Here is a 23530-nt window from a genome sequence, read left to right on the forward strand (position 1 = left end):
GGCAGCAACGTCGGGGCGATCCCGGAAGGCGCCTACAAGGAAGTGGGATTCCCGGCGACGATCCGCGTCGACCAGGGCAGCGAGGTCGTGTCGCGCGATTTTGACCTTGACCTGTGGGCCTAGCAGCGCGGCGTCACGCTGGTTTTTCATGGGTGGTCAGCGCACTGGGCTGTGGGCATCACGCGCTCTCTGGCCTGCACGGAGCATGTGGGCACCTCTGGGCGGGGAAAAACGTGGCCACGTCAGACACCGCGGTGCGCAGGACCGAATAAAGATACGGAACGCATTGCGAGCCACGAGGGTCCGATAGTGCTGCCAGTTCTCACGCAATACATCGCAAAAAGAAGCGCATTCAATCGCATTATTTGATGTTGCCGTCGGATCCATACTGCCCACGCTTGCAACTATTCGCCAGCGTCAAAGTTCTGCTCCACACTGTCGACCCAAATGCACGTCTCACCATCAGAAGTTTGTGCATCGATCCTGCCGTTACGTTTCGAAGTAAGGATGCGAAGAACGAAGGTCACAGCATCAGCGGAGTTCGCGCAACTTGACGGTGCGGCCAATGCGTTCAAATGAATCGAATAAGAGCTCGTCTTAGAAAAGGATACCAACTGGCGGCAGTAGATTGAAATACTCAACTATTGCGTTCAGGTGCTCGTCACAGCTACACGTTGTCCTATAACGAGCTACGCTTTCGTTGGCTGCGGAATCCAAGGACACTGTTTGTTATGATGCATTTTGCGATGCAATTGGGACGCACGGCCTTGCGCACGCAGTTGGTCATCGTCTCTCGCGCGGCATGTGCGTCCCGCAGACTGTTGCTGCGGGCCCTTGAGTGGAAATCCGACGGAGCGCGCCGCTGCAGAGCCAGATCAGCACCACAATCAGGATCATTCTGGCTTCACCTGATGCCGTCCGCCGTGCCAAGCGGCCGAGTATTGGCCAGCGCAATGCCCAAAGTCTTGCCTTTGAGGTTGCTGTCTCGAAGCGTGGTCGCTCGCGGCCCTTCTTCGGGCGCACTCTGGCCAAGCCTCCGCCAGGGGCGAGGTCAGTAGCCGAACAGCGTGATCAACATCAATTTGTCATTGAAGGCGTTGCCGGCAGCTTCGAGGTCGCCGCATTTGGGAGTGTCTATGTCTTCCGTCATCCGCACGCTTCATCTTGGCCTCAACCTTCACGGCGCGGGCGGTCACTCCGCAGCGTGGCGTTGGCCGGGCACCAACCCAAGCGCCTTCTTCGACATCGGCCATTACGTTCGTGCTGCGAAGATTGCCGAGCGCGGCCTGTTGGATGCGGTGTTTCTTGCGGATACCCCCGCGGTGCCCTTCGACATCACTCGGCAGCCGCCACTCAATGGGCTTGAGCCTACGCTTGTGCTTTCCGTAATCGCGCGCGAGACAACGCGCATCGGGCTGATCGCAACGGTGTCGACGACCTACAATGAGCCATACAATCTGGCGCGCCGTTTCCAGTCGCTCGATGTCATTAGTGGCGGCCGAGCCGCCTGGAATGCGGTTACGACATCCAGCCCAGCGACGGTAGCAAACTTTGGTGGTCGCCAGATCGGACGCGAAGAGCGCTACAAGCGCGCCGAGGAGTTCGTTGAAGCCGTCCGTGCTCTCTGGCTGAGCTGGGGGGATGATACCATCATTGCTGATCAGGCATCTGGAGTTTACGCCAGTAACGATCATTTCCGGCTACTCGATCCCAGCAAGAATGCGTTCGCAATCCGAGGCCCGCTCACCCATCCTGGCTCGCGCCAAGGCTACCCCGTTATCGTTCAGGCTGGAGGTTCGGATCCTGGCGTGCGCCTCGCCGCGCGCAGCGCCGATGTCGTTTTTTCCGCAGCCGGCGACTTGAGGACGGCTATCCCGGAATCCGAGCGCGTCCGTGCGCTCTCGCGACAATTTGGCCGCGTTGCAGCTCCACTCATCCTTCCCGGTCTTGTCACCTTCATCGGCGACACGGAACAAGAGGCACAGCGCCGAAAGAAGGAAATTGACGCGCTGCTTGATCTGAAGCGCGCCATGATCGCTCTCGCACGGGACATGGAAGTGCCGGTCGAGAAACTCAGCCTCGACCAGCCCATTCCCGAAAAACTCTTGCCCGACCCGCAGAATGTTTCGTTTTCGGTCGGTCATCATCGCACGATGGAAGCTCTAGCACGCCAAGGCCGCACGGTCCGCGAGATCATCGGCAGCGTTCAAGCCTTTGGTCATCGGTTGATAGTGGGCGCACCCGAGCAGATTGCCGATTCGATCGAGTCATGGTTCCGCGCTGGCGCAGTTGATGGCTTCAACATCATTCCAGACGTACTGGAAGACGGCGCGGCGTCCTTTGTCGACCATGTCGTGCCGATTCTACAGAGCCGCGGGCTGTTCCGCACTGAATACCAGGGTGAGACGCTGCGCGAGCATCTTGGAATCTCTCACCTTAGCGTTCCCGCGGAGAAGCTGGCGGTTCCGTCGTCGGTGTGACGCACGGTTTGTCCACATTCACTGGAGTTTGGATATGTCTGTTATCGCACGCACAAGCATTGGGCGTCTCGCCATCCAGCCGAACAATAGAAAATGGCATAAGGCGACCGCTATCCTGTTCGCCGTCTCAAGCCTGTCGCAGATCGCGATTATGACGAGCGGCTGTGCCCAGGACGCTTTAGACGGCAGCTTGAAGCGAGGAGGCGTTATTCGTTATGGGCATTTTCAAGAGCCGCCATGCCTGTTCGGAGGATGGGTGCAGCAATGGTATCTTCAGCGGCAGTATAGCGACAATTTGGTCGCTCGGAGTGAAGATGGAAAGATTGTGCCCTGGCTGGCCACGTCGTGGACAGTCTCCGGCGACAAGAAAGTATACACGTTTGAGATCAAGCCAGATGTGAAGTTTACGGACGGGACGCCCCTCGATGCACGAGCCGTTGCCGAGAACATCAACGGATGGCTCGGCAATGATCCGGATCGTCGCAACCCTACTGCCGCTCCTTACCTTGAAGACAGCTTTGAATCGGCCACAGCAGTTGCGCCGCTCACGTTGCGGATAACGCTGAAGACACCGTTTCAGCCGTTGCTCAACGTTCTTGCACAGTCCTCCCAAGGCATTTTGTCGCCAACTGCGCTCAAGCGCGGACTTGCTGTGAACTGCAACAGCCCGGTGGGATCAGGTCCGTTCATCGTTGAGAAGTGGAATCACGGGCGAAACGTTGTGTTGCGCCGCAACCCGAATTACAATTCGGCGCCGGTCAACGCAAAGCATCAGGGGCCCGCTTACGTTGATGGCATTGACTGGCGGTTTCTTTCGGATCAGACGATTCGTTATGGCTCGCTGCTTACCGGCGAATCTGACGTCGTCTATGATATTCCGGCGGTTGCCTGGAATGACGCCAATTCCCGCTTCACCGTCTTGCGACATATTACGGGCGGCACCCCTTTACGCTTGGCGTTGTATACGGCACGGCCCCCGTTTGACGATGTGCTCGTCCGGCTGGCTTTTGCACACTCTGCTGACCGAAGAGCCGCTGTTGAATTGTCCTTCCTCGGCGCTTTGCCATTCGAGGCCAATGGTGCGCTGAGTCAGAGTTCGCCGGAATATATCAGCGGGCTCGGGCGGTCCTATGCGTATGACGTTGGAAAGGCCAATCAGCTCCTGGATCAGGCGGGTTGGACTGAGCACAATAATGCCGGCATTCGCCTCAAGAATGGCAAGCCCCTTGTCGTGCGTATCTCCTATTCAAGTGCTTTTCTAAAGCCTGATGGCGAGCAGGCATTGCAGGTCATCCAGCAGCAGGCAAAAGCTGCCGGATTCGACGTGCGCCTTCAGCCGACAAACCAGGCGGATTTCTTTGCCGGGAAGAATCTTGGTCCGAACGACTACGAGGTTGTGCTCCTCTATTGGGTTGCACCCGGCGCAGAGATCTTCCGCATTTCTTGGAAGCCTGACCAGAACGGCGAGCGTAATCGCTTCAATCCGTCACGCTACCAGGATGAGGCGCTATGGGATGTCATCCGAAAAGCAGAACAGGAATTCAACGATGGCGGGCGGACTTCTCTCTATCAGCAGGCGGAACGAGAAATAGTCGAGAAAGCCGCAGTAGTTGGCTTCACAGTGCTGGATGTCAACTTGGCGATCAGCCCAAAGTTGAAAGATGTCTGGCTGGACCGTGGGTCGGTCGGTGAACCGGTCTTTTATGACGCTCATTTCGCCGACAAGAAATGATGCCCGTCAATATCCCAGCTCATAATCGGTTAGGTTGGCTTGCGGGCCGGCTCGTGTCCGGGGCGTCCGTCATGTGGCTTGCTGCGACTTTCACGTTCCTTGTTCAGTGCCTGCTGCCCGGCGATCGCGCCCAGATCATCATCAACATGACGAGTGGCAACGTTGGAGAGGCCCCTCCCGGAGAGCTTGCGGCGGTCAACGCAAAATACGGCTTTGATCAGCCGCTTGTTCTTCAATACGTGAAATACATCTGGGGTATCCTCCACGGAGACCTTGGCCAGTCGTACCAGCAGCATCGGCCCGTCGTTGATATCATCGCAGAACAGATTGGCCCTACGATTATTCTGGCGCTTGCGGCGCTGATTGCGGCATGGGTCATTGCCGTCATGACAACCGTCCTCATCGCAGGTAGAGACAACATGTGGTCGACCTTGCTCAGCGGAATGCAGGTGTTCTTGGCAACGGTGCCGCCCTACTGGCTGGCTACAATCCTGCTCGTTGTCTTTACGGTACAGCTTCGCATTTTCCCGGTGATCGGGGGGAATTCCCCGGTCGGGCTCGTTCTTCCAACGATTGCGTTGGCGCTGGAATTGTCGGGATTTTTGGGGCAAATCGTTCGCAGCGAATTCACGCGTGTCCTCGAGCAGCCATTTGTCATGTCCTCGCGGGCGCGAGGTATGGGCGAGCTCGGCGTCAGATTTCGCCATGTCCTGCGTCATGCAGCGTTGCCCGGTATTACTTTGTCAGGTTGGGCTATCGGAAAGCTTCTTTCCGGTGCGATCCTAATTGAGGCCGTTTTTGCGCGTCAAGGCCTTGGCGGAGTTCTTGTCGCTGCGACGTCCTCTCGAGACGTTCCAGTCGTCTCGGGGGCTATTTTGATCTCCGCCGGCCTGTTCGCCATCACCAGTATGGTCGTCGATCTCACCTACCGGATCGTAGATCCAAGGATCAAAATGACATGAGCAGGATCGGCGACTTGAGCGTGTCTTCGCAGCTAAGAGAGGCACCGCAGATCGTTCGTCATGCTCCTCTACGAGTTTACGTCGCTCTGATCATCATTGGATTCTTTGTAGTCGCGGCAACCGCGCCGGGTCTGCTGCAGACGCACGACCCGCTCGCTATTGATTTGACGGCACCATTGCAAGCTCCCTCGTTAGCGCACTGGTTCGGAACGGACCAATCGGGCAGGGATCTTTACTCCCGAATTCTCGAGGGAGCAGGCCCGTCTCTCACGATCGGTTTTGGCGCAACTGCGCTGAGCATCGTTATTGCGCTGGCTTTCGGCCTGGTCGCCGGACTTTTGGGCGGCGCGCTCGACAACGTTCTCAGCCGGCTAATGGACGTACTGTTCGCGCTTCCCACGCTTTTCCTCGCGCTTCTGTTCGTGGGCGTATTCGGACCGTCAGTGCTGACCGAGATCATAGCGGTCGGAATCGGCACAGCACCGGGCTATGCTCGCATGATCAGAGGCCAGGTTCTCTCGGTAAAAGGGGCGGCTTATGTGGAGGCTGCCAAGGCACTCGGTCATCCTTATTCGCGTATCCTATGGAGGCATATTATTCCCAACGCGATGAGCCCACTCACCGCGATGATGACGCTTGGTGTCGGGCAAGCCATCATCTGGGCCGCAGGTGTTGCATTTCTCGGTGTCGGCGTTGCTCCCCCGGCGCCTGAGTGGGGCGCGCTGCTAAATGCCGGGCGCAACTATGTGATCTATGCATGGTGGCTTGAGATCATGCCGGGCGTTGCCGTTGTGGTTTTTGCTCTCAGCCTGACCATCCTCGGACGCTATCTCCAGGATCGGTTAGAAGGAAAGATCTGAAATGCTCCACGTTCCCCCTCGGCAGGTTCCCCCGCTGGCGGACCTCCTTACTGTCGATTCGCTCTGTGTGTCATTCGGGCGGGATCTTCCTGAGGGAACAGCCGTCCGCGGTGTCTCTTTTTCTCTCCAGGCTGGCCGCTGCCTGGCAATCGTCGGCGGGTCCGGCTCGGGCAAGAGCGTGACCTCGCGCGCCATTGTCGGTCTTGCCGGCCGCCGGGCTCATGTCCATGCGCGTCAACTGAACTTTGCAGGGACCGATCTCATAGGTCTTGACGATCGCAGCTGGCAGCGCGTCCGTGGCAAGGAAATCGGATTCGTTCTGCAAGATGCGCTCGTGGGGCTCGACCCGCTCCGCCCGGTGGGCAAGGAGATCGGCGAAGCATTGCTTCTCCATCATGCGGTTGCATCAGGTGAGGAGCTCGAACGGCGCGTCGTCGCACTCCTTGAGCTCGTCGGGGTCCCTGAAGCCGAGGTGAAGGCCCGGCAACTGCCGCATCAATTATCCGGTGGCCAGCGTCAACGCTCGCTCATCGCTGCCGCGCTGGCGCTAGATCCACGTATCCTGATCGCCGACGAGCCGACCACGGCTCTCGACGTCACCGTGCAGGCACAGGTGCTGGGACTGCTGGAAGAGACCAAGGTTCGGGGCAAGGCGCTCATCTTGATCAGCCATGATCTGGCGGTGGTCTCCCGGATAGCCGACGAAGTCTTAGTCATGCATGAAGGCGAGGTCGTCGAGCGCGGATCAGCAGACCAGGTTTTCCAGGACCCGCAGCACGCCTATACGCGCAAGCTTCTGGATGCCGTGCCCTCTGCTCGCCCGCGAGGCTCTCGTCTGTCACTATTGCCCGCTGCACGGCCGCCGCAGCCGCAGTCACGCTCCCTGGAGCAATTGCCAGCGCGATTACCCTCGACGTTCCCTTCCATCGTGCTCAGCGCGGCAAATCTTGTGAAGCGGTTCAAAGGACCAGACGGCGTGCTGCGGACGGTCGTCGACGGTGTCTCCTTCGAGCTGCGATCTGGTGAGACGCTGGGCGTCGTCGGCGAGTCCGGATCTGGTAAGTCGACGATGGCACGAATGGCGCTGGCGCTCGACCTGCCCGACGATGGGGCCGTTCTGTTTCAAGGTCAGGCCTGGACCACGCTCACTGATCGCGAGCGCAGAGCGCGGCGCCGGGCTATCTCGGTCATTTACCAGGATCCCCTCAGCTCCTTTGATCCTCGCTGGACTGTGGGACGCATCATATCCGATAGCCTCGCCAGTGACGTGTTGACCAGAGGCGAGCGCGATCAGCGCGTTATCCAGCTCCTTGATTTGGTCGGACTATCCCCAGCCTTCCTGAATCGCCGACCTCTCGAACTCTCGGGCGGTCAGCGCCAGCGCGTTGCGATCGCCCGCGCGATCGCTCCAAGGCCCGCCGTGATCGTCTGTGATGAACCGTTCTCCGCGCTCGACGTCCTAATCCAGGCACAAGTGCTGGACCTGCTTGCCGATCTGAAGGCGCATCTTAACATGAGCTACATCTTCATTTCGCATGATCTCGGCGTTGTCCGCCATCTCAGCGACCGCGTCATGGTCATGCGCCAAGGGCGCGTCGTCGAGACCGGCACCAGGGACGAGATTTTCCTCAATCCGCGTACCGATTACACCAAAGGCTTGATCGCCGCAGTCCCAAGACTTGCGCGCGGTTGGGCCGCCAATCGTTCATTCAGCCGCCTCTAAGAAGACGCTCGCATAAGTGCGCTTATTTCAAATGCTCTGTGTTGATCGCCGTTTGACGATCTGGCCAAGACCTTTGCGATTGAAAACGCGTAGAAGCCAAATCCTCGTCGGCCGTTTTCATTGCGTGCAGCGTTTACTGCCATTCGATTCGAGAGTTCAGTCTAGCTGGTTCGGGCTGGTGAGCTCGGAGGGGTTGTCATATCGGTGTCCCGTCTATTGGGATTCCTGTGGTGCATAAATTGTCGAAAGTCTGCGTGCTTTTGGGCTTGTCTCTGATGCCGACTGTCGGATTTGCGACATTCTGTCGGAGCCAGGACACGCCCGCTAAAGCAATAGCCTTTACAAATCAAGCTCTCGCAGTTGGCACGAGCCTTGAAAAGGAGCTGTCATCCAGCATCGTATGCTCAGGAAATCTAGTGATGGCTCTTAAGTTGATCGCCTCTCAGTTCACGTATGCGTCGCATGCGACTGCGGCTCCCCAAACGCCACTGTCCGTCTCGGTGCGCGCTCGCGCCCGGTTTCGCCACGGTGATCGACCACTCCGCGATCGCGGTTTACGCCGGCACCCATCGCGATGCTGACGACCGACCATCGCGTCTTCTTTGCGCTTAACACGCGCCGAAAAGTCGATGCGATGGCGGAGGCACTGATCAAGGCGCTCATCAGCGGACGAGCAGTCGCCAGACCTCACGCTCAACGGTAAGTCCAAGCCAATGCGCGCCTCCTCTGAGCCGCAGCTACCCAGGCGGACCGCCTGATTCCTGCCCCGGTAGGCCATCGCGAAATCAGGGCGAAAAAGAGCATCCTCTCGGCGGAACAAGAGCGGCTTGCGGCCGTGGCAAACCGAGCAGCGTGATTTCCATGCATAAAATAGTCGAAACAAAGCAAATATCAGTTTTGCGGCAGGGGGGCACGAGACGGGCGGCTGGCCAACACCTCACGATCGAGCTCAGCGAAGCTGTGAAGCTCGAGTGGCCGATGGTGTTGACCCAGCTTGCGCAGGTCGCGATGATGCCGACGGATCTTGCCTTTATCGGGCACATCGGGCCTGAGGCACTCGCCGCGGCTGCCCTGGCCATCACGCTCTATCTCGTCAGCTTCACCTTTGGCGCGGGCATGCTGGCGCCGATCGCGCCTTGGCGGCGCAGGCGTATGGGGCCGGGAATCTTGCTATGGTACAGCGCGCACTGCGCACGGGGCTGTGGGCGGCGCTGATGCTGTCGTTCCCGATCATCGCGTTTGCGTTTCGCGGAGAGCAAATACTGCTCGCTTTCGGTCAGGCCCCAGACGCGGCGCGGCTCGCCCAGCAATATCTGTTCGGACTGGACTTGGGCGTGTTGCCGGCGCTATGCTGCAGGCCATCCGTAATTTCATGAGCGCGGTCAACCGGCCGGAGCCGATCTTGTGGATCACGCTGGCGGCGATCCCCATCAACGCCTTGCTCGTGTATCTGCTGGTCTATGGGAAGCTCGGGCTGCCGCGGCTTGAGCTGTTCGGGGCGGGGCTTGCGAGCGCGCTGGTGAACTATGCGATGTGCCTGGCCGGTTTGTGGTTCGCCACGATGCGTCGCCCTTTCCGTGACTACCACGTGCTTGCAGATCTTTGGTAGTTCGATTGGCCCTTCTTGCGAAATCCGATCGTGATCGGAACTCCGATCTCAATCGCCTCCCTGATGCAGTACGGAGTTTTGTCGGCTGCCGCGCTCCTGGCGGGCCTGATCAGCACCAGTGCACTCGCTGCTCATCAGATCGCGGTTCAGATCACCGTGATTACATCCATGATCGCTTTCGGAATCAGCATGGCGGCGGCCGCGCGCGTTGGCCATGCGGTCGGCCGCAACGACGGTCCCGGCATCAAGCGGGCAGGCCTGGTCGCGATGCTGCTCGGTACCCTTATCGCTGCCTTGCTGACAGTTGCGGTGATCGTCGCGCGTTTTGAGATCGCAGAGCTGTTTCTGGACAAATCGGTGGGAGATGGCGACGCGACGATCGGACTGACTGCAGAGCTCCTTATCGTCGCCGCGAGCCTTTTTGTCACTGATGCCGCGCAGAGCATTGCGGCGGGTGGTCTGCGCGGCCTGAAGGACACTCGGGTGCCGCTTCTGTTCGTCGGCATTGCCTATTGGCTGATCGGCTTCTCACTTGGCTACGTGCTTGGTTTGAAGATCGGGCGTGGTGCGACTGGCATCTGGATTGGCTTGTCAATCGGGACAACCATCTATGCGGGGCTCCTCGTCCTGCGGTTCTATCTGCTGGCGAGCAGGCGTGCTCTCAGAGCCTTCACTTGATTGCGTAATGACGGTTCTTGGCGAGCGAGAATCCAGGAATGCGAGGCGACTTCAGGTTCCCTCCGCCTTCAAAGAGGACAAGGCGTCCGATTGGAAACAAGATGCTAAACCGCGCAGTGACCAGGAGTTGTGTGCCCTTCTAAGGCACATCGAGACTAATTTGCCGGCCCACATCCATCTCGTCGTTGGCAACCACGCCACCACAAGCATCCAAGATCAGGAACTGGCTCGCCCGACGTCAGCGCTGGCACATTCAATTCCCACCAGCCTATGCTTCCTGCCTGGACCAGGTCGAACGCTTCTTCAGGCTCATCACCCATCACGTCCATCCGGCACCTCCGACGTCGGAAAAAAAGCGACAGCCTATCCGCGCCTACAATACAATTGCGCGCCCCTTCATGTGAACTCCTGACCCGGACTCCGCCCCGCAACCTCGCGCGACGTTGTCGGCGAATTTCCGGGACGGAACTGCGTCGCCGGGACGAAAACTGAGGAACGCAGACGGCGAATTGTGGCTCAATCGTACGACATCTGGAGAATGCGCCAACGTGCATTGAAGGCAACCGTTACTCGACGGTCATGGAGATGGACATCGCACTTGTGGTCGAAGCGATAGAGAACAAGCAGGACCCGCCGTTACGAGCGTTGTGAATGATTGTCCGGTTTGTGACAGGACGCGAGTCCTTGTCAGTTACCAAAGCCCAGACGGCTTCTGCCGAGCGCCGTTTCTAGACAATGATTCAACGTCTATCAGGATAGATGATGACTGGCACAGACGTTGCTATTGAAGTGAATCGTGAGGCCGACTGTTAGAATCAGGAACTCGCGGGTAGCCCAAGTTGCGGCACGTTTCGCTCGACTGTCGACAGACTGATTAAGTACCCAAGGGTGACGTCCTGGGAGATCAACTCCGTCTGCTGCACCTTGCTTAGGCTTTTCGTGCGTGTCGGTTCGTGATGGCACAATTCAAGAGGCCCGGTCAGGTAAGTTAGATCCTGATGAGGGATGATGCTTAAGTCGCAGAAATAAATCCCAAGAGGCGCTCGCGACAAACCTTGGCTACCTGAAACAGACGGGCCATGCAAAAGGTGCCCGACAAACGAGACTAAGAAAGTGCGCTCGTCATCGAGAATGGAAAATATCGACAATGACGCAAGCCATGGATACCAATAGTCACTTCGGCGTGCATGAGGAGCTGGGAATCCGTGCAACGACGATAAGCCAATCTTCGGCAGATGGCGACTTTGTTCGCTACTGGAGCCGAAACGGTGATCGGGCGTCTGCCTTGGCTGCGGTGGGAAAGCGAACCGAGGACGCAATCAAGAAGACCGGCATCGGCCTGCGGCTATCTTCCGAGAACTTCAACGGTCACGATTTATCCGGGTTTCCGTTGCGGCGATGCATCCTCAATCGTGCGCAACTTCACGGAGCGAAGCTGGATGGAGCCGATCTGTCCGAGGCCAACCTTATTTGCCCCGGACTAGAGCGAGCAAGTTTCCGCGGAGCCAAGCTCGACTTTGCGTATATGCATGCTATTGCCGCACAGGTCTGCAATTTCGACGATGCAAGTCTGCGCAATCTCATCGATGCAACGGGTAGCCTATTCCACGGGTGCAGCATGCGAAGGACCCGTTTCGACAACGCAGTCCTAAGTGGCGTCCTCTTTTATCAATGTGATGCGAGCCAGGCTGTCTTTGATGGCGCCGAACTGCAAGGATCGACCATCAATGAATGCTACCTGCCTTGCTCGTCCTTTCATTTTGCCAAGTTAAACCAAGTTACGATGACGAAGGCGCATCTGACCGGCGGCTCGCTCTTGCAGTCGAGGGGGGAGTGTCTATCAATCCTACGCCCCACTTCGGTCGATGATCTTGTCCTAGAGAACGCTCATCTTCCTTACTTCAGGCTTTCAAAGGCGAGCGGTCGCATCCTGGCCAAAGCGCTGAGCGCCCCCTTTTCGGATTTCAGCCTCTCAAATCTTGCGAAGGCGGAGCTCGAGGAGGCAGATCTATCGGAGGCGCGACTTCTGTCCGTAAACCTCGCCAATGCCAACCTCGTCGGCGCGGTGTTGAACGGAGTATCAGTGCGTTCTTGCCAGCTCGATGGAGCTGATCTATCTCGCGCATCAGGGGAAGCCATTTCGATCTTCGAGAGCACGATGCGATCCGCCCAGTTGCGCGGCTTCCGTGCGCGCTGTGCGTTTATACGCGATTGCGATATCGATGATTCAGATTTTTCGCAGGCGTACCTATATCGCTCAATGATTACCGGTGATCCTCCGCAGTCGATGGCTTTGAACCGCGCCAATTTCGAGGGAGCCAACCTTGTTCAGTCATATATTGCGGCAGGAATGACTGGCAGCAACCTGGAAGCCGCCCGTACGGCATACGTCCGAATGAATCAATCCTCGCTCTGCAAAACGAACTTGAGTGGAATTTCACCTTTCCAGGCAAGCTTTGTAAAAACAGACTTCTCGGATGCAATGATAACGACGTTTGAACCACCGTTCTTTGCAGACAGATGTCCTGGGCTCCATGCTGCTTTGAAGGACGTGGAAGATCAGAAATCCGAACCTTCAGAGTATCTGGCTGAGTTCTCATCGCTAATGAGGCGCGCTCGAGAAGGATCGACCTGATTGGGCTAAAGGACGCATGACGATCTGGGGTGCCTGTCATCACAGAGAAGGACAATGGAGAAGCGGGATGCGTCCCCGTTGTGGCCGGACTCCAGGCGCTCATGAGCTCATTCGCCGCGCGGTCGATGTGGCCGGTAGCGCTCGCCATGCGTCATCTCTGATCGAGCAGCAGGGCTGCTGGGCAATCAATAAGACGGAGCAGGAAATATGCATCTAGCGTCTCTTTCAGCTGGTAAGACCTTCATTTCGGACGTAGCAAGAAGAGGTCAAACTATCGGCACTGTACACACTTTGGGTGCGTTGCATCTGGGCCACGCGGAATTAATCAGAAGGGCCGCAGCCGAGAACGATGTGGCCATTGTCACAGCCTATCCGAACAAGATTCAGCTTAGCCCAGGTCCTGAGTACGAGTTCAATCTGGAGGATGACATTGCGCTTGCGCTGAGAGCGGGCGCTTCTGCCGTCATTTCAACGACCGACGCGGAGATGTTTCCGCCAGGATATCGCACCTTTGTGTCTCAAGGGGATTATGCGCTGCGTGCGAGCGGGCCTCATGGGCTCCTCAAGGAAGCTGTCACCGGATGCATCCGCTGGATTTGTTATGCGCGACCAACTCGCAGCTATTTCGGCTTGAAGGATATTGGACAGGCCCTTCTCGTTAAGCGAGCGGTCGCGGACCTGCTTCTTGATTGCGAGATACGATTTGTGCCGACGGTTCGATACAAGAACGGAGTGCCTATTTCGTCGCGTTTGCGACACTTCAATCCTTCCGAGCTCGACGAGCTTTCGTCCCTCTTCATGGCGCTGAACCATTTTAGAAAACTGGCCGCGCGGGGAGTATCTTGCACCGAAGATCTGATAGAGTCGGCAAAACCGCTGATCAAATTCCGACGGCTTGAATTGGAAACTCTTCGAATTGTTAGCGCGGACACCTTCGAAGATCAGGAGCAGATCGAACTTCCCTTTATAATCAGTGGCGTCGCCGTTGGTCACGGCCTCAGAGTGTTTGATAATATCTTTGTGCCGGATCAAGATACACTTCTGAATGGTCCTGCAGATGTATGGATCGATTTGCCCGAAAGATAGGATTCTGGTGTCCATGCACAGTCGCAAGTTTGGAGAGACCGGCTGCGGTTCGCGCATTGGGCTCGGAATCAGGAAAGACTCTTTTAGGGAAACTCCTCGGGCCGAGCCGCAATGCGCCTTCAACGCAGGCCGAGCTCGCGGTGCCTGCGGCGCTTGATCACGCGGATCAGGCCACGAAGCCTCATGCGCGAGATCCGCAAGCTGAAGGCGGGCCGAGCGATGCTGCGTATCGTTCGTGCTCTTGCTCGCGCTGCGGCGATCGCGGATCATGAGCGGCAATACTGCACAGCAGACGCGAGTAGCGACAATGAAAGCGGCGACCTACGCACGGTTTAGCTCACACATGCAAGCTCACCGGCCCATTGAAGACAAGGTCGCACTCGGTCGCGCCATTTGCGAAGGCGAATTGATCGTGGTCGCCGTTCTACGATGACCGTGCTATTTCGGCGCAAGCACAATGAAATCGGCTCGGCTGGCAACAACTCGTCGCGATGCCAAAGCCGGAAAGTTCGACGTTGCGGTGGCTGAAGCGTTAGACCGCATTTCCCGTGATCTGGATGACCGAACCGGCATTCACAAGCGGCTCAGCGTCACTGGCATCGAAATCCGTAGCGCGCGGGATGATTTGGTAGACGATATCCACATCGGCGTGACGGGGCCACTCGGTGCGCTCTACTTCAAAGCCATGCGGCGAGGTTGACGTCGTTTTCTCGACGAGCTCAGGTTGTCGGGGCACTCCAAGACGATCCGCGCAGCGTCAATATCAAACGCGCGCTGCAGGGGGCTTTCGTCGCTTCGAGAGTATTTATCGACGAGGCCATTGAATTCTACGTCTTTCAGGTAGGCGCCCGTTTGCCGCAAACCAAGTCATGGTCCTGGCTAAAGCGCTGACCGCCATAGCAGAAGCGTAGGCGGTGCCCGTAAAGAGCATGCTGGAGAACATCAGCTTCGTGGTAACAAAAGATGAGGGTGAATCGCCTCCTCGTCGGACTCTGATCTATCTCCGCGGTGGTGGCGGAGATGGAGACGTCGATTGCGCTCTTAAGCCGCTCGCCTTGTTGCCCATCTTGGCGCTTTTGGCTGCCGCTTCTCCTGGAAGATCGCGATGGCTCAACGTTGATTGAATCAAGACTTTTTGCCGACGCGGCGCAGATCGCGAACAGGCAAGCGGACCCATAATTCCAGCGAAGGCGCCCGTAGGGCGGCTAAGTGGAGCTTGCACGCGGCGGCGCGCCAATCGACGACCGCGGCAAGCATTCGTAAGAGAAAAACTCCGGATAGGACGCTCATTGAGCCGAGACTGATTAGCTCTTCTCGGGGTGTGTTGCGCGCACGAGTCACTCGCCCAGGCATTGTCGTTGGCGGCTTGGCGGTGCTTGGCCACTCCCGATTTCTCCGAGAGGAAACATGTGACGGCGCTCACCTTATCGTGACATTTATTGCGAGCGATCCTCGCCAAGTCGCTATACATTACTCCAATCGTTTTGATTTCGCGGCGATAATGATGTTCCAGCTCAAAGCAAGCCCGACTTCAGGCTGCATCGCGACGTTCCTCGTGCTTCGGAGGCCGATCCCGCAAAACGGGTGATATAGCCCGTGTTAAACCACTGCGGGAGGTGTTAAATCGCACGGATATCGACCTCTCGCTTCGCGAGCAGTCGGCACCTGCTCCATCTGTGACAGACGGGTGAAACAGTCGAACACATTGAAAATTCGATACAGCGAAAATCTTGCCATAACGTGTAAATTGCGCGTGAAGGTATCAACGATCTAAGGTAGAGTAGCTTTGATCGCGCCGATTGGTTAAGACCACGAGCTATCCATTTCGTCCTGACCACCGCGATTGTACCTGTTGCGACGCGTGAGAAATCGTCTTCCTAAAAATAGCTCGGTGCCTGGCTCGCCGACAAAATGAACATTTCTCGTCGTCGAAAAGAAAGCTGGTTTCGTTTCATGGACTAGACATCGATTGACCGTATGATTGAGATGTAAGAGCGAGGTAATTCATCATGCTGCACGTCGATCCCGGCAGTGTTGTCGGCGTTTTCCGTCGTCTGATCGCAGCCGATGGAAGAGTGGCCCTGATCGCGACAGAGCGGGGCAAATGATGATGGTGGTGCGTAGCCGACGACCCGGCGTGGCTCTCTGTGGCGGCTGCTCGAGCACATTGCGGCCGAGTAGGATTCGTCAACAAACCGATTTCCTTGGCCTCGCCATTAGTCCCGCGACGAAATATCGCGCAGCTTTGTTTTAGGCATCACAATAGTGAGAGCATGATCATGAGCAACGTGACAACCATGGATAATGTCATTCCGCGGTCGGACATCGTCAAGTCCGCCGTCCGGCTTGGTGCCGAGATCAAGAACATCAGGCTATCGGACGGATTGTCCGACGAGCTCATCTGCGCCATTAGCCAGTTGCTTTTCGAGCACAAAGTCATCTTCTTCCGTGATCAGGGACATCTCGATGATGCCGAACAGCAGCGCTTGGCCGTCCGCCTCGGCTCTCTGATCCCGCGTACCATAAAGGGAACATTGATCCCGGATATGGCGACGGGCCGCGGCAGCGGTCGTGCCGACCAGATGCACATGGATCTCAGCTTCGGTGACTCATGTCCGAAAATCTCGGTACTGCGCGGCGTCGTGATCCCGCCTGATAGCGATGACATCATTTGGACAAACACTGCGGCTGCATATCTTGATCTTCCCGAGCCGCTGCGAATGCTGGCCGACAACCTCTGGGCGGTGCACTGCAGCGCCTATGAGTGCACCGTGACCAGGCACGCCATCGAGATGGACACGCAGCAATTCGATGATGTCTTCACCGGAACAATCTGCGAAACCGCGTGTCCGGTTGTTCGCGTCCATCCCGAGACGGGCGAGCGCTTGCTCGTGCTCGGAGATTCTGTGCAGAACTTCGTTGGCCTGGAGAAATATCCCAGCCAGAAGCTGTTCAACCGGCTTCGATCCTACCTCATTGCGCCGGAAAATACGGTGAGCTGGAGTTGGAAACCGGGCGACGTTGTAATCTGGGATAACCGGGCGACCAAGCGTCGCGCTCTCAAGCAATCTAGCGATCGAGATCGCGTGGAGAGCCGCATCGCCATCGATGACGATGTGCCGCTCAGGATCGGTAGTTCTCGCAGCGTGGCGCGCACCGAATCAAAGCCACAGGCCGCCAAGGCTGCCTAGCTGGGCACTGATCTGGTCTACCGCAATAGGCGCAAGTGATCTGAAGTTGGTGTCGCCAAGACTTTCGTGCGCTCAGCGCGATGTCGAGTAGTTGGCGCGCGCACCTTGGGCCTGCTGCTCCCGACATTTGCGGCGTTGCTCGAGAATAATGCCTTTGGGATCCGAGCCCCGATCCTCGTCAGGCGAGCAATAGCGATCCGCAAACCAGCATCAGCGCGATACGGAGCATGCCGGTCGCGCTGTCACCGCGCGCCCGTCCTCTTGAAAGCGCTTGCCAGCTCCGCAGATACAGCCCTCACGCGGGTCCGGCAAATGGCAAATGCTTCGCCGGCCTGTTTCGGCGCGCCGTAGTACGCGGTCCTTTGTCAAAAATGCGATCCTGCTCTCTTCAAGACCTGGCGGCGACAGGGGAGTTCCCTGGTCGATCGGCATGGTGCTACAAGAGCCAAATGGATGTTGATTGCGTCTATAGTCGGGCTTGTCTCGCTAAGAAAATGTCGCAGCAGGAAGAATCCTTAAAAGCGGCGGTATTAAGTCATCGCGGGCAATTGGTGCTTCGCTCTTGCTGGGAGGGAGTCGCCATCGCTCCCACGCTTCACAGCGGCTCGGTCAATGCTCCAGGTTCGAATTTGGCCTTACCTTCGAACGTTACCCGCCCACCATCATCGGACTACGCAGCCTGAAACGTTCGTCTGTGAAACATCCAATCGACGTATTGCTTCATGGTAGCGCTTCGAATCGGTTAGTTGCGAGAGCTCGACGATAGCGAGACCTCCCTGGCTCTGAGCGGCGATCGCATTTGCGAATTCAACCCTGATCTGCATCCGCTATTCACGTCGCTTGCCCTGGGCCGTGTCGCACACTCGCCCGCACCGCAGCTAAGATGGAAGATCCGTCCGAGTTCGCCTTCATTTGCCAACCGCGCCGGGATCTGCGCCTTGCTACGCCGAAGGTTCCGCGCAGCACACCGCCCGACCTGGCGAATCCAACGTCCGGAGAGAAAAGAACTAGATATGACTTAGGGAAACCGTCAGCCTCTTGACTCAATTGGTATCAAGCGGGATTGCCAATTCCGAGACAATAGCGCGCACCGTTCCGATTCGATCGCGCAGGATTCCGAAGCGATCGCGCGCACTTTGGAGTTAGGAGAACTTGATCGCTGGGGTATTTTCCGGTCGGATATCGACCGGAGAAATCGATGCCGACGAGGAGGGTTACGATGCGCCACGTGCGCGAGATTTTGCGTCGCCCCCCGAGACGCTCGCCAACGGTCCGGGATATGCTGAAGCCGGTTCGGCCTTGCTGCGCCGGCCAGGCTTCACCCCGCGGTTAGTGTCACCTGTTCCGGCACTGAGAAGGCCGCCTGCCTCTGGCGACGCGGCAGAACCAACTGGGCGGCGAGAAGATGTTTGTCGCCGGCGACAGGCGGCCGGTTGTAGTCGACCGCCGGACCGGTGAGGTGCGCGATGCCCATCTGTTTGTGGCGGTGCTCGGCGGATCGAGCTTTTATTTGCCTGCGCGAAGTGGAGCGAGCAGTTCGCCGATTGGATCGAGGCGCACAATAGCGCCTTCGCCTTCTTCGCCGGCGTGGCCATCTTCTGGTCCCCGACCAAGCTTGGCCGGGGTGAACGCTGCGGTCGCCGAGTGCATGCCGATCTCAACGACACATGGGTGCGTCGCCAGCACAGCAAAACGCGGCGTCAGCTGTTCGAGGAGATCGACGCGCCGAATCTCAAACCGCTCCCGATCGAACCGTGGATCCATGCTGAGTGGAAGCGTTGCCGGGTCGGCTCAATTATCACTCGCGATCGAGCACCACCATTACTCGGTGCCGTGGCGCTTCGCCCGCCGCGAGGTCGAGGCCCGCATTGCCGCACGCACCGTCGAAATCTTCATTATTGGCGAACGCATCGCCGCCCACATGCGTGGAAGCGGCCAGCGGCGGCATACGACGATGCCCGAACATATGCCGTCGAGCCACCGGCGCTACCGTTAATGGAGCGGTCGAAAATCCTGGAAGAAGCTGCGCGGATAGGGCCGATGCTCTCGCTGCTTGTTCAGAACATCATCGAAGATCGGCCTTATCCCGAGCAGGGCTACCATTCATGCCTCGGCATCATCGGACTGGAGAAGCGCTTCAGCGCCGAACGCCTGGAAGCGGCCGCGCGGCGCGCGCTGGAGGTCCAGGCGCGCAACTACCCATCTATCAAATCGATCCTCGAGAAGGGGCTCGACAGGATTCCGGTGCGCAAAGCCCCCGAGCAAACGCCGATCTTCCACACCAACATCCGGTGCCCCGGATATTACCACTGAAAGAACTGCAATGCTCAAACACCCGACGCTCGAACTGCTGGCGCAAATCGGTGGCTGGCATAGCCCATGCGTTCATCCAACTGGAAAGCAACCGCGATGCCGCCAGCCTCAGCCACGCCGAATGGCTTGCCATTCTCCTCGATTACGAGGCGACCCGCCGCAATGGTCTGCGCCTTGCCTTCGGCTTCGTCATGCCCGGCTAAGCCACCATGCCGCCCGGAGGACGTCGATTACCGCGCTGCGCGCGGTCTCGATGGCCGACTGTTCGACGGGCTGCTCAAGGGCGACTGGATCGCCGCCCATGAGCTTTTTGGCCATCAGTCACGCCAGCCGGCGTCGGGAAGAGTTGGTTGGCTTGCGTCAGCGGCCACAAGGTTGGCGTGACAATCGCTCGGTCCTCTCGCCGCAAAACGACGGCCTCTTCCGCACAAGCGACTGCCAATTCCCTGTCCGGTTGCTGACAGCGGCACGACGGCTGTCGGGTTTAAAACATCGGCCGGCCCCTGCGACTCAAGTTTAAATACTTGAACACTGTTGGCACAGCTGTTGCTTTTAAGAGGCGGCAGAACTGACCGAGGGCCGAGTGCATTCAACGCGCAAACCGAGCGATGTTCTCTGCCCCTTGAACCCGTGTCCATTTCCAAGAGAGCGAGACAAGCGCGCCATGAGGCAAGATCTCATCCTTGTCAGGCTCAATCTTTATGCCCGTGTGAAACACATTCCTCTACTAGAGTACACCACCGCTAGCGATCGACAATCGGGCCTCCGTGTGGTCGAGAGTGCGCTGCCTGAGGCATATATCTATGCTTGCAACCGAGGCGGCTGCGGTGAGTCAGACGGCACCCTGCAAGCGGTGACTTCGGTGCGGCTCGCGATCGTGCCGCTAGAAGCCGTGAAAGATTGCACCAAGCCAGCGGAAAATTCCGTCGATAATATCATCCTTAGAGTGGTGCATCCCGTTGGCGAAGCCGGCTCCAATGTTGAATGTCTCGCAGCTCTGAAAGCGGGGTTGAATAAAACCGCGCCGGACGTGCAGATCAGCCGCTTCTGCAACTCGGGCCTCGATGCGGTGAAGTTCGCTGCAGCCCAGATGATGAGCGGCCAGCATGAGCTCGTGGTCGGCGCCTACGCCGAATCCACGAGGCGGGTCTGCATCGACGCCTTCGGTGGCGTCTTACCGATGTCACCCTCGATCGGGGGCGCGTATTAATGCCGCAGCGTCTAGTACGTTTTTTCGCGCGACGATGCCTATGCGGTGCGGAGCTAGCAGCGCGAGGTCAACGTATGGGATTAGAGCCGCTTCAACTGTCGCGATCAAAGCTGTCATCATCACATCAGGCAAAGAAGCGCTGTCCCCCGGGGCCGATCTTGCGATGCTCGAGGCTTTATCCGAACTTATGCGCAGGTGCTCAATGCGAAGGCCAAGGCCGCGGTCAACCACATCCTCTGCGTGCAGAGCCGCGGCTTCTCGCTGACCTTCCGCCATCGAAAGCTCGCGCAAGGCCTTGGCCGTGGGCATCGACGGGCTCGCACGTACGCATCTACACGAATCTCGTCGATTGCGATTTCGACCTTCTTAAAATCGGCGCGAAGTATTCAAACTAAGCGAGCGCAACCTCCGCTGCCGCTCTATAGCTTGATGTAGTGCAAAGCAACGGCAATAAGGAAGGTCTCGATGCCCATCGATTATCCCGCAGTACTCGATCTCAAGACCGAAGCCGCACCCTATTCGTGGAGCGATCGCGAGGTGATGCTTTATGCGCTTGGCATCGGCATGGGATCCGATCCTCTGAACGAAAACGAGCTGCAGTTTGTCAATGAGGCATTTGCGACACCCAAGCCACTAAAGGTGGTTCCGACCTTTGCTTCGGTCTGCGTCTGGGGGGCGCGACCCGGAGCCATCGCCCTCAATCGTCTCATGGTGGTTGATGGCGAACGCGACATCATATTCCACAAGCCGATCCCTGTCGCCGCCAGCGTTACCGCGGATGCGCGCGTGTGCGGCGTGTACGACAAGGGCAAGGAGAAAGGCGCGATCATTCAGAACGAAGTCGTCGTAAGAGATCGCGAGGGTGACAAGATAGTCACGATTCTTTCGTCGACCTTTGCGAGGGGGGACGGCGGCTTCGGCGGACCATCGGAGGGAATGCCCGAGCCGCACCAAGTACCCCGCCGAGCGCCGGACAGATCACTCGATATCCCGATCCGGCCCGACCAAGCGCTGATCTATCGTCTATCGGGTGATCGAAATCCCTTGCACAGCGATGCGGGATTCGCCCGTCGGGCCGGGTTTCCCAAGCCCATTCTCCACGGCCTGTGCACCTATGGACTGACCTGCAGAGCCGTGTTGCAGACGTACGGTGACTACGATCCCTCTGCCTTCCAGCGTCACCGCGTCCGCTTTTCTGCCCCGGTGTTCCCGGGTGAGATCGTTACCATCAATCTCTGGAAGGACGGCAATTCGATTTCATTCGAAGCTCATGTTCGAGATCGCCAGGTTGCCATCGCCAAGAATGGGCAAACAGTGCTGCGTTGAGCTTTCCCGGACGCGCTTCGCCCAGTGGAGTTTAACAACACCTCCCATTAAAAGGCCGATTGACACCTTTGGAGCCGCAGGCGCTCGCCCCTAACTAGCTGAGCTATCGGCGCGACATTGAGGCATGACATCAGCTTTCCGAGTGGACCAGTCTTCTATTCAAATTAGGAAGGTCAAGATGCGACCGTCGTCGTTTCACGCGCCTTGTTGTCGTGTTCAGCCGTGTCCGATTTGAGGACGTTTAAATTCGGAGCCCGACACTGCGGTGTAAGTATTCCGCTGGCGCAGCATGAAGCGCATGGATTTGCTCTCTTCAAGCAAGGCTCGCATGGCAGTTTTTTTGCGGCACGCCGATTGCTTGGGAACGAAGAAGTATCCGATACACAGGTGGTCTCGCAGTCCCGGCCCAGGAGTTCAAATGAAACTTCGCGATCCATTCAAAATCAATGCCATAGAGTCAGCATGGTTGAGTGCAGTTGGTTGCGTTCCTTAGCGCGAAAAAGATAACTAGACAAATGGCCTAAACAGGGCCGGTACCCTCATTTCGCAGTAGCTCGAAAGTGCCGAACCCGAATTCGAACGGAGGCATGGCTGTGCCATGCACGGGCATGAGGCCGAAGAAAATGAAAGCAGTCAATGTCCAAACACCTGATCGACCTGCTCGCCATCCTCGACCTTGAACCGATCGAGGTGAACCTGTTTCGCGGCCACACTCCGAAGGCCACCTGGGACCGGGTGTTCGGCGGACAGGTGATCGGGCAAGCGATGGTTGCGGCATGCCGGACCGTCGAGGGCCGGCTGCCTCATTCGCTCCATTGCTATTTCATGCAGGCCGGCGACCCCCAGGTGCCGATCATCTACCAGGTCGAACGCCTGCGTGACGGCAAGAGCTATTCGACTCGCCGCGTCACGGCGATCCAGCACGGCAAGGCGATCTTCTCTGTCATGGTGTCGTTCCATGCCAATGAGGAGAGCGCCTTCGATCACCATGACAAAATGCCCTACGTGCCGCCGCCGGAAAAATTCTCGGCAGAGGAATTGTCCAAGCAGCCGATGTTTCTCGAGATGCCGGAAATTATTCGAACTTATTACGGATCCGGTCGCCCGGTTAAAATGCGTCCTGTCGAGATCGGACGTTATTTCGGTCAGAAGATCGATGATGGTCGCGTTCATTTCTGGATCAAGACTGCCACAAAGCTACCGGACGATCAGGCACTGCATATCTGTGCGCTGGCCTATGCCTCGGATTTCTCGCTGGTGGATGCGGTGATGGCGCGCTATGGCCGCACGCTGTTCGACGGGCGCATGACATCGGCAAGCCTCGACCACGCAATGTGGTTTCATCGCCCATTCCGCGCCGACGAATGGCTGCTCTACGCACAAGACTCGCCGAGCGCGCATGGTGGACGCGGCCTCACACGCGGCCTGATCTTCAAGCCCGATGGTACGTTGGTCGCCTCCGTCGCCCAAGAAGGGTCGGTGCGGGAGCGGCGCGGAGCTTTTGCGCACAAAAGCATCTAGCGGTATCGGCCGCTTCGACCTCGCGTTCGCGGCGGGCAGTGATCTTCCGCACAGAGGCATTGCATGATCGTCCTTCTAACCACAACTGACCCCATGTACTAGCATTACAGTTGGTGCGCCGGGAGACCGGCAAGGAGTAGGTGGTGGAAGTCCACTACGATGAAGGAGTAGCGATCCACATCGGCCCCGAGCCGTGCGTAGGCA

The 23530-nt window shown here is 57.9% G+C and carries 20 protein-coding genes; 19 read left to right on the top strand and 1 reads right to left on the bottom strand.

The annotated features are described in order from the left end of the window. The first annotated feature begins 1136 nt into the window (after positions 1–1136). The 13 genes from IVA81_RS07315 (at position 1137) to IVA81_RS07360 (ending at position 16956) form a co-directional block, all read left to right on the top strand. Positions 1137–2480, top strand: coding sequence for an NtaA/DmoA family FMN-dependent monooxygenase (locus IVA81_RS07315; protein ID WP_247314207.1), 1344 nt, complete (start codon positions 1137–1139; stop codon positions 2478–2480). Between the two features lie 34 nt (positions 2481–2514). Continuing rightward, positions 2515–4212 carry an ABC transporter substrate-binding protein gene (locus IVA81_RS07320; RefSeq protein ID WP_247314210.1) on the top strand — a complete coding sequence of 566 codons (1698 nt, stop codon included), beginning with the start codon at positions 2515–2517 and terminating at the stop codon, positions 4210–4212. A gap of 71 nt (positions 4213–4283) precedes the next feature. Then, a complete protein-coding gene (locus tag IVA81_RS07325; protein WP_247314212.1) occupies positions 4284–5174 on the top strand; it encodes an ABC transporter permease in 891 nt (296 codons plus the stop codon). Then, positions 5171–6034, top strand: a complete 864-nt coding sequence (locus tag IVA81_RS07330) for an ABC transporter permease (RefSeq protein WP_247314214.1) — start codon at positions 5171–5173, stop codon at positions 6032–6034. The genes IVA81_RS07325 and IVA81_RS07330 overlap by 4 nt, the downstream gene beginning before the upstream one ends. Before the next feature lies 1 nt (position 6035). Next, positions 6036–7757, top strand: a complete 1722-nt coding sequence (locus IVA81_RS07335) for an ABC transporter ATP-binding protein (protein WP_247314216.1) — start codon at positions 6036–6038, stop codon at positions 7755–7757. 978 nt (positions 7758–8735) lie between these two features. Beyond that, a complete protein-coding gene (locus tag IVA81_RS40610; protein WP_346659371.1) occupies positions 8736–8972 on the top strand; it encodes an MATE family efflux transporter in 237 nt (78 codons plus the stop codon). Further along, positions 8930–9133, top strand: coding sequence for an MATE family efflux transporter (locus IVA81_RS40615; RefSeq protein WP_346659372.1), 204 nt, complete (start codon positions 8930–8932; stop codon positions 9131–9133). The genes IVA81_RS40610 and IVA81_RS40615 overlap by 43 nt, the downstream gene beginning before the upstream one ends. Next, positions 9106–9366: a hypothetical protein gene (locus IVA81_RS40620; RefSeq protein ID WP_346659373.1), complete on the top strand. Its 261-nt coding sequence runs from the start codon at positions 9106–9108 to the stop codon at positions 9364–9366. The genes IVA81_RS40615 and IVA81_RS40620 overlap by 28 nt, the downstream gene beginning before the upstream one ends. Positions 9367–9381: 15 nt before the next feature. Continuing rightward, a complete protein-coding gene (locus IVA81_RS40625) occupies positions 9382–10044 on the top strand; it encodes an MATE family efflux transporter (protein ID WP_346659374.1) in 663 nt (220 codons plus the stop codon). Positions 10045–11191: 1147 nt separating this feature from the next. Beyond that, positions 11192–12679, top strand: coding sequence for a pentapeptide repeat-containing protein (locus IVA81_RS07345; RefSeq protein WP_247314218.1), 1488 nt, complete (start codon positions 11192–11194; stop codon positions 12677–12679). Between the two features lie 207 nt (positions 12680–12886). Beyond that, entirely contained in the window at positions 12887–13765 is an 879-nt protein-coding gene (locus IVA81_RS07350; protein WP_247314220.1) for a pantoate--beta-alanine ligase, read from the top strand. A gap of 457 nt (positions 13766–14222) precedes the next feature. After that, entirely contained in the window at positions 14223–14465 is a 243-nt protein-coding gene (locus IVA81_RS07355; RefSeq protein WP_247314222.1) for a recombinase family protein, read from the top strand. Positions 14466–16044: 1579 nt separating this feature from the next. Beyond that, positions 16045–16956 (top strand): TauD/TfdA family dioxygenase, encoded by a 912-nt coding sequence (locus tag IVA81_RS07360; protein WP_247314224.1) that lies wholly within the window; start codon positions 16045–16047, stop codon positions 16954–16956. Between the two features lie 1506 nt (positions 16957–18462). Here IVA81_RS07360 and IVA81_RS07365 read toward each other — a convergent pair. After that, entirely contained in the window at positions 18463–18720 is a 258-nt protein-coding gene (locus IVA81_RS07365) for a hypothetical protein (protein ID WP_247314226.1), read from the bottom strand. On the opposite strand from IVA81_RS07365, the gene IVA81_RS07370 reads away from it, so the two are divergent. The 6 genes from IVA81_RS07370 (at position 18719) to tesB (ending at position 23326) form a co-directional block, all read left to right on the top strand. Next, a complete protein-coding gene (locus IVA81_RS07370) occupies positions 18719–18952 on the top strand; it encodes a hypothetical protein (protein WP_247314228.1) in 234 nt (77 codons plus the stop codon). The two genes, IVA81_RS07365 and IVA81_RS07370, sit on opposite strands and share 2 nt — an antisense overlap. A gap of 44 nt (positions 18953–18996) precedes the next feature. After that, positions 18997–19269, top strand: coding sequence for a hypothetical protein (locus tag IVA81_RS07375; protein WP_247314230.1), 273 nt, complete (start codon positions 18997–18999; stop codon positions 19267–19269). Between the two features lie 50 nt (positions 19270–19319). After that, positions 19320–19472 carry a hypothetical protein gene (locus IVA81_RS07380; RefSeq protein ID WP_247314232.1) on the top strand — a complete coding sequence of 51 codons (153 nt, stop codon included), beginning with the start codon at positions 19320–19322 and terminating at the stop codon, positions 19470–19472. A gap of 461 nt (positions 19473–19933) precedes the next feature. After that, a complete protein-coding gene (locus IVA81_RS07385; protein WP_247314234.1) occupies positions 19934–20479 on the top strand; it encodes a hypothetical protein in 546 nt (181 codons plus the stop codon). Positions 20480–20944: 465 nt separating this feature from the next. After that, positions 20945–21805, top strand: a complete 861-nt coding sequence (locus tag IVA81_RS07390) for a MaoC/PaaZ C-terminal domain-containing protein (RefSeq protein ID WP_247314235.1) — start codon at positions 20945–20947, stop codon at positions 21803–21805. Positions 21806–22441: 636 nt separating this feature from the next. Continuing rightward, the gene (tesB, locus tag IVA81_RS07395) at positions 22442–23326 is read left to right on the top strand and encodes an acyl-CoA thioesterase II (protein WP_247314237.1); all 885 of its coding nucleotides are present in this window, start codon (positions 22442–22444) and stop codon (positions 23324–23326) included. Positions 23327–23530: the final 204 nt, after the last annotated feature.

The organism is Bradyrhizobium sp. 141 (genome assembly GCF_023074055.1).
Taxonomy (GTDB): Bacteria; Pseudomonadota; Alphaproteobacteria; order Rhizobiales; family Xanthobacteraceae; genus Bradyrhizobium.

What these genes read in the sequence shown, in the direction of transcription:
- IVA81_RS07325 (WP_247314212.1), top strand. Translation starts at nt 4,284, where the DNA reads ATGTGGCTTGCTGCGACTTTCACGTTCCTTGTTCAGTGCCTGCTGCCC.
- IVA81_RS07375 (WP_247314230.1), top strand. Translation starts at nt 18,997, where the DNA reads ATGCTCTCGCTGCTTGTTCAGAACATCATCGAAGATCGGCCTTATCCC.
- tesB (WP_247314237.1), top strand. Translation starts at nt 22,442, where the DNA reads ATGTCCAAACACCTGATCGACCTGCTCGCCATCCTCGACCTTGAACCG.
- IVA81_RS40620 (WP_346659373.1), top strand. Translation starts at nt 9,106, where the DNA reads ATGCTGCAGGCCATCCGTAATTTCATGAGCGCGGTCAACCGGCCGGAG.
- IVA81_RS07385 (WP_247314234.1), top strand. Translation starts at nt 19,934, where the DNA reads ATGAGGCAAGATCTCATCCTTGTCAGGCTCAATCTTTATGCCCGTGTG.
- IVA81_RS07345 (WP_247314218.1), top strand. Translation starts at nt 11,192, where the DNA reads ATGACGCAAGCCATGGATACCAATAGTCACTTCGGCGTGCATGAGGAG.
- IVA81_RS40615 (WP_346659372.1), top strand. Translation starts at nt 8,930, where the DNA reads ATGGTACAGCGCGCACTGCGCACGGGGCTGTGGGCGGCGCTGATGCTG.
- IVA81_RS07335 (WP_247314216.1), top strand. Translation starts at nt 6,036, where the DNA reads ATGCTCCACGTTCCCCCTCGGCAGGTTCCCCCGCTGGCGGACCTCCTT.
- IVA81_RS07350 (WP_247314220.1), top strand. Translation starts at nt 12,887, where the DNA reads ATGCATCTAGCGTCTCTTTCAGCTGGTAAGACCTTCATTTCGGACGTA.
- IVA81_RS07370 (WP_247314228.1), top strand. Translation starts at nt 18,719, where the DNA reads ATGCTGAGTGGAAGCGTTGCCGGGTCGGCTCAATTATCACTCGCGATC.
- IVA81_RS40610 (WP_346659371.1), top strand. Translation starts at nt 8,736, where the DNA reads ATGGTGTTGACCCAGCTTGCGCAGGTCGCGATGATGCCGACGGATCTT.
- IVA81_RS07365 (WP_247314226.1), bottom strand. Translation starts at nt 18,720, where the DNA reads ATGGATCCACGGTTCGATCGGGAGCGGTTTGAGATTCGGCGCGTCGAT.
- IVA81_RS07360 (WP_247314224.1), top strand. Translation starts at nt 16,045, where the DNA reads ATGAGCAACGTGACAACCATGGATAATGTCATTCCGCGGTCGGACATC.
- IVA81_RS07315 (WP_247314207.1), top strand. Translation starts at nt 1,137, where the DNA reads ATGTCTTCCGTCATCCGCACGCTTCATCTTGGCCTCAACCTTCACGGC.
- IVA81_RS07390 (WP_247314235.1), top strand. Translation starts at nt 20,945, where the DNA reads ATGCCCATCGATTATCCCGCAGTACTCGATCTCAAGACCGAAGCCGCA.
- IVA81_RS07355 (WP_247314222.1), top strand. Translation starts at nt 14,223, where the DNA reads ATGAAATCGGCTCGGCTGGCAACAACTCGTCGCGATGCCAAAGCCGGA.
- IVA81_RS07330 (WP_247314214.1), top strand. Translation starts at nt 5,171, where the DNA reads ATGAGCAGGATCGGCGACTTGAGCGTGTCTTCGCAGCTAAGAGAGGCA.
- IVA81_RS07320 (WP_247314210.1), top strand. Translation starts at nt 2,515, where the DNA reads ATGTCTGTTATCGCACGCACAAGCATTGGGCGTCTCGCCATCCAGCCG.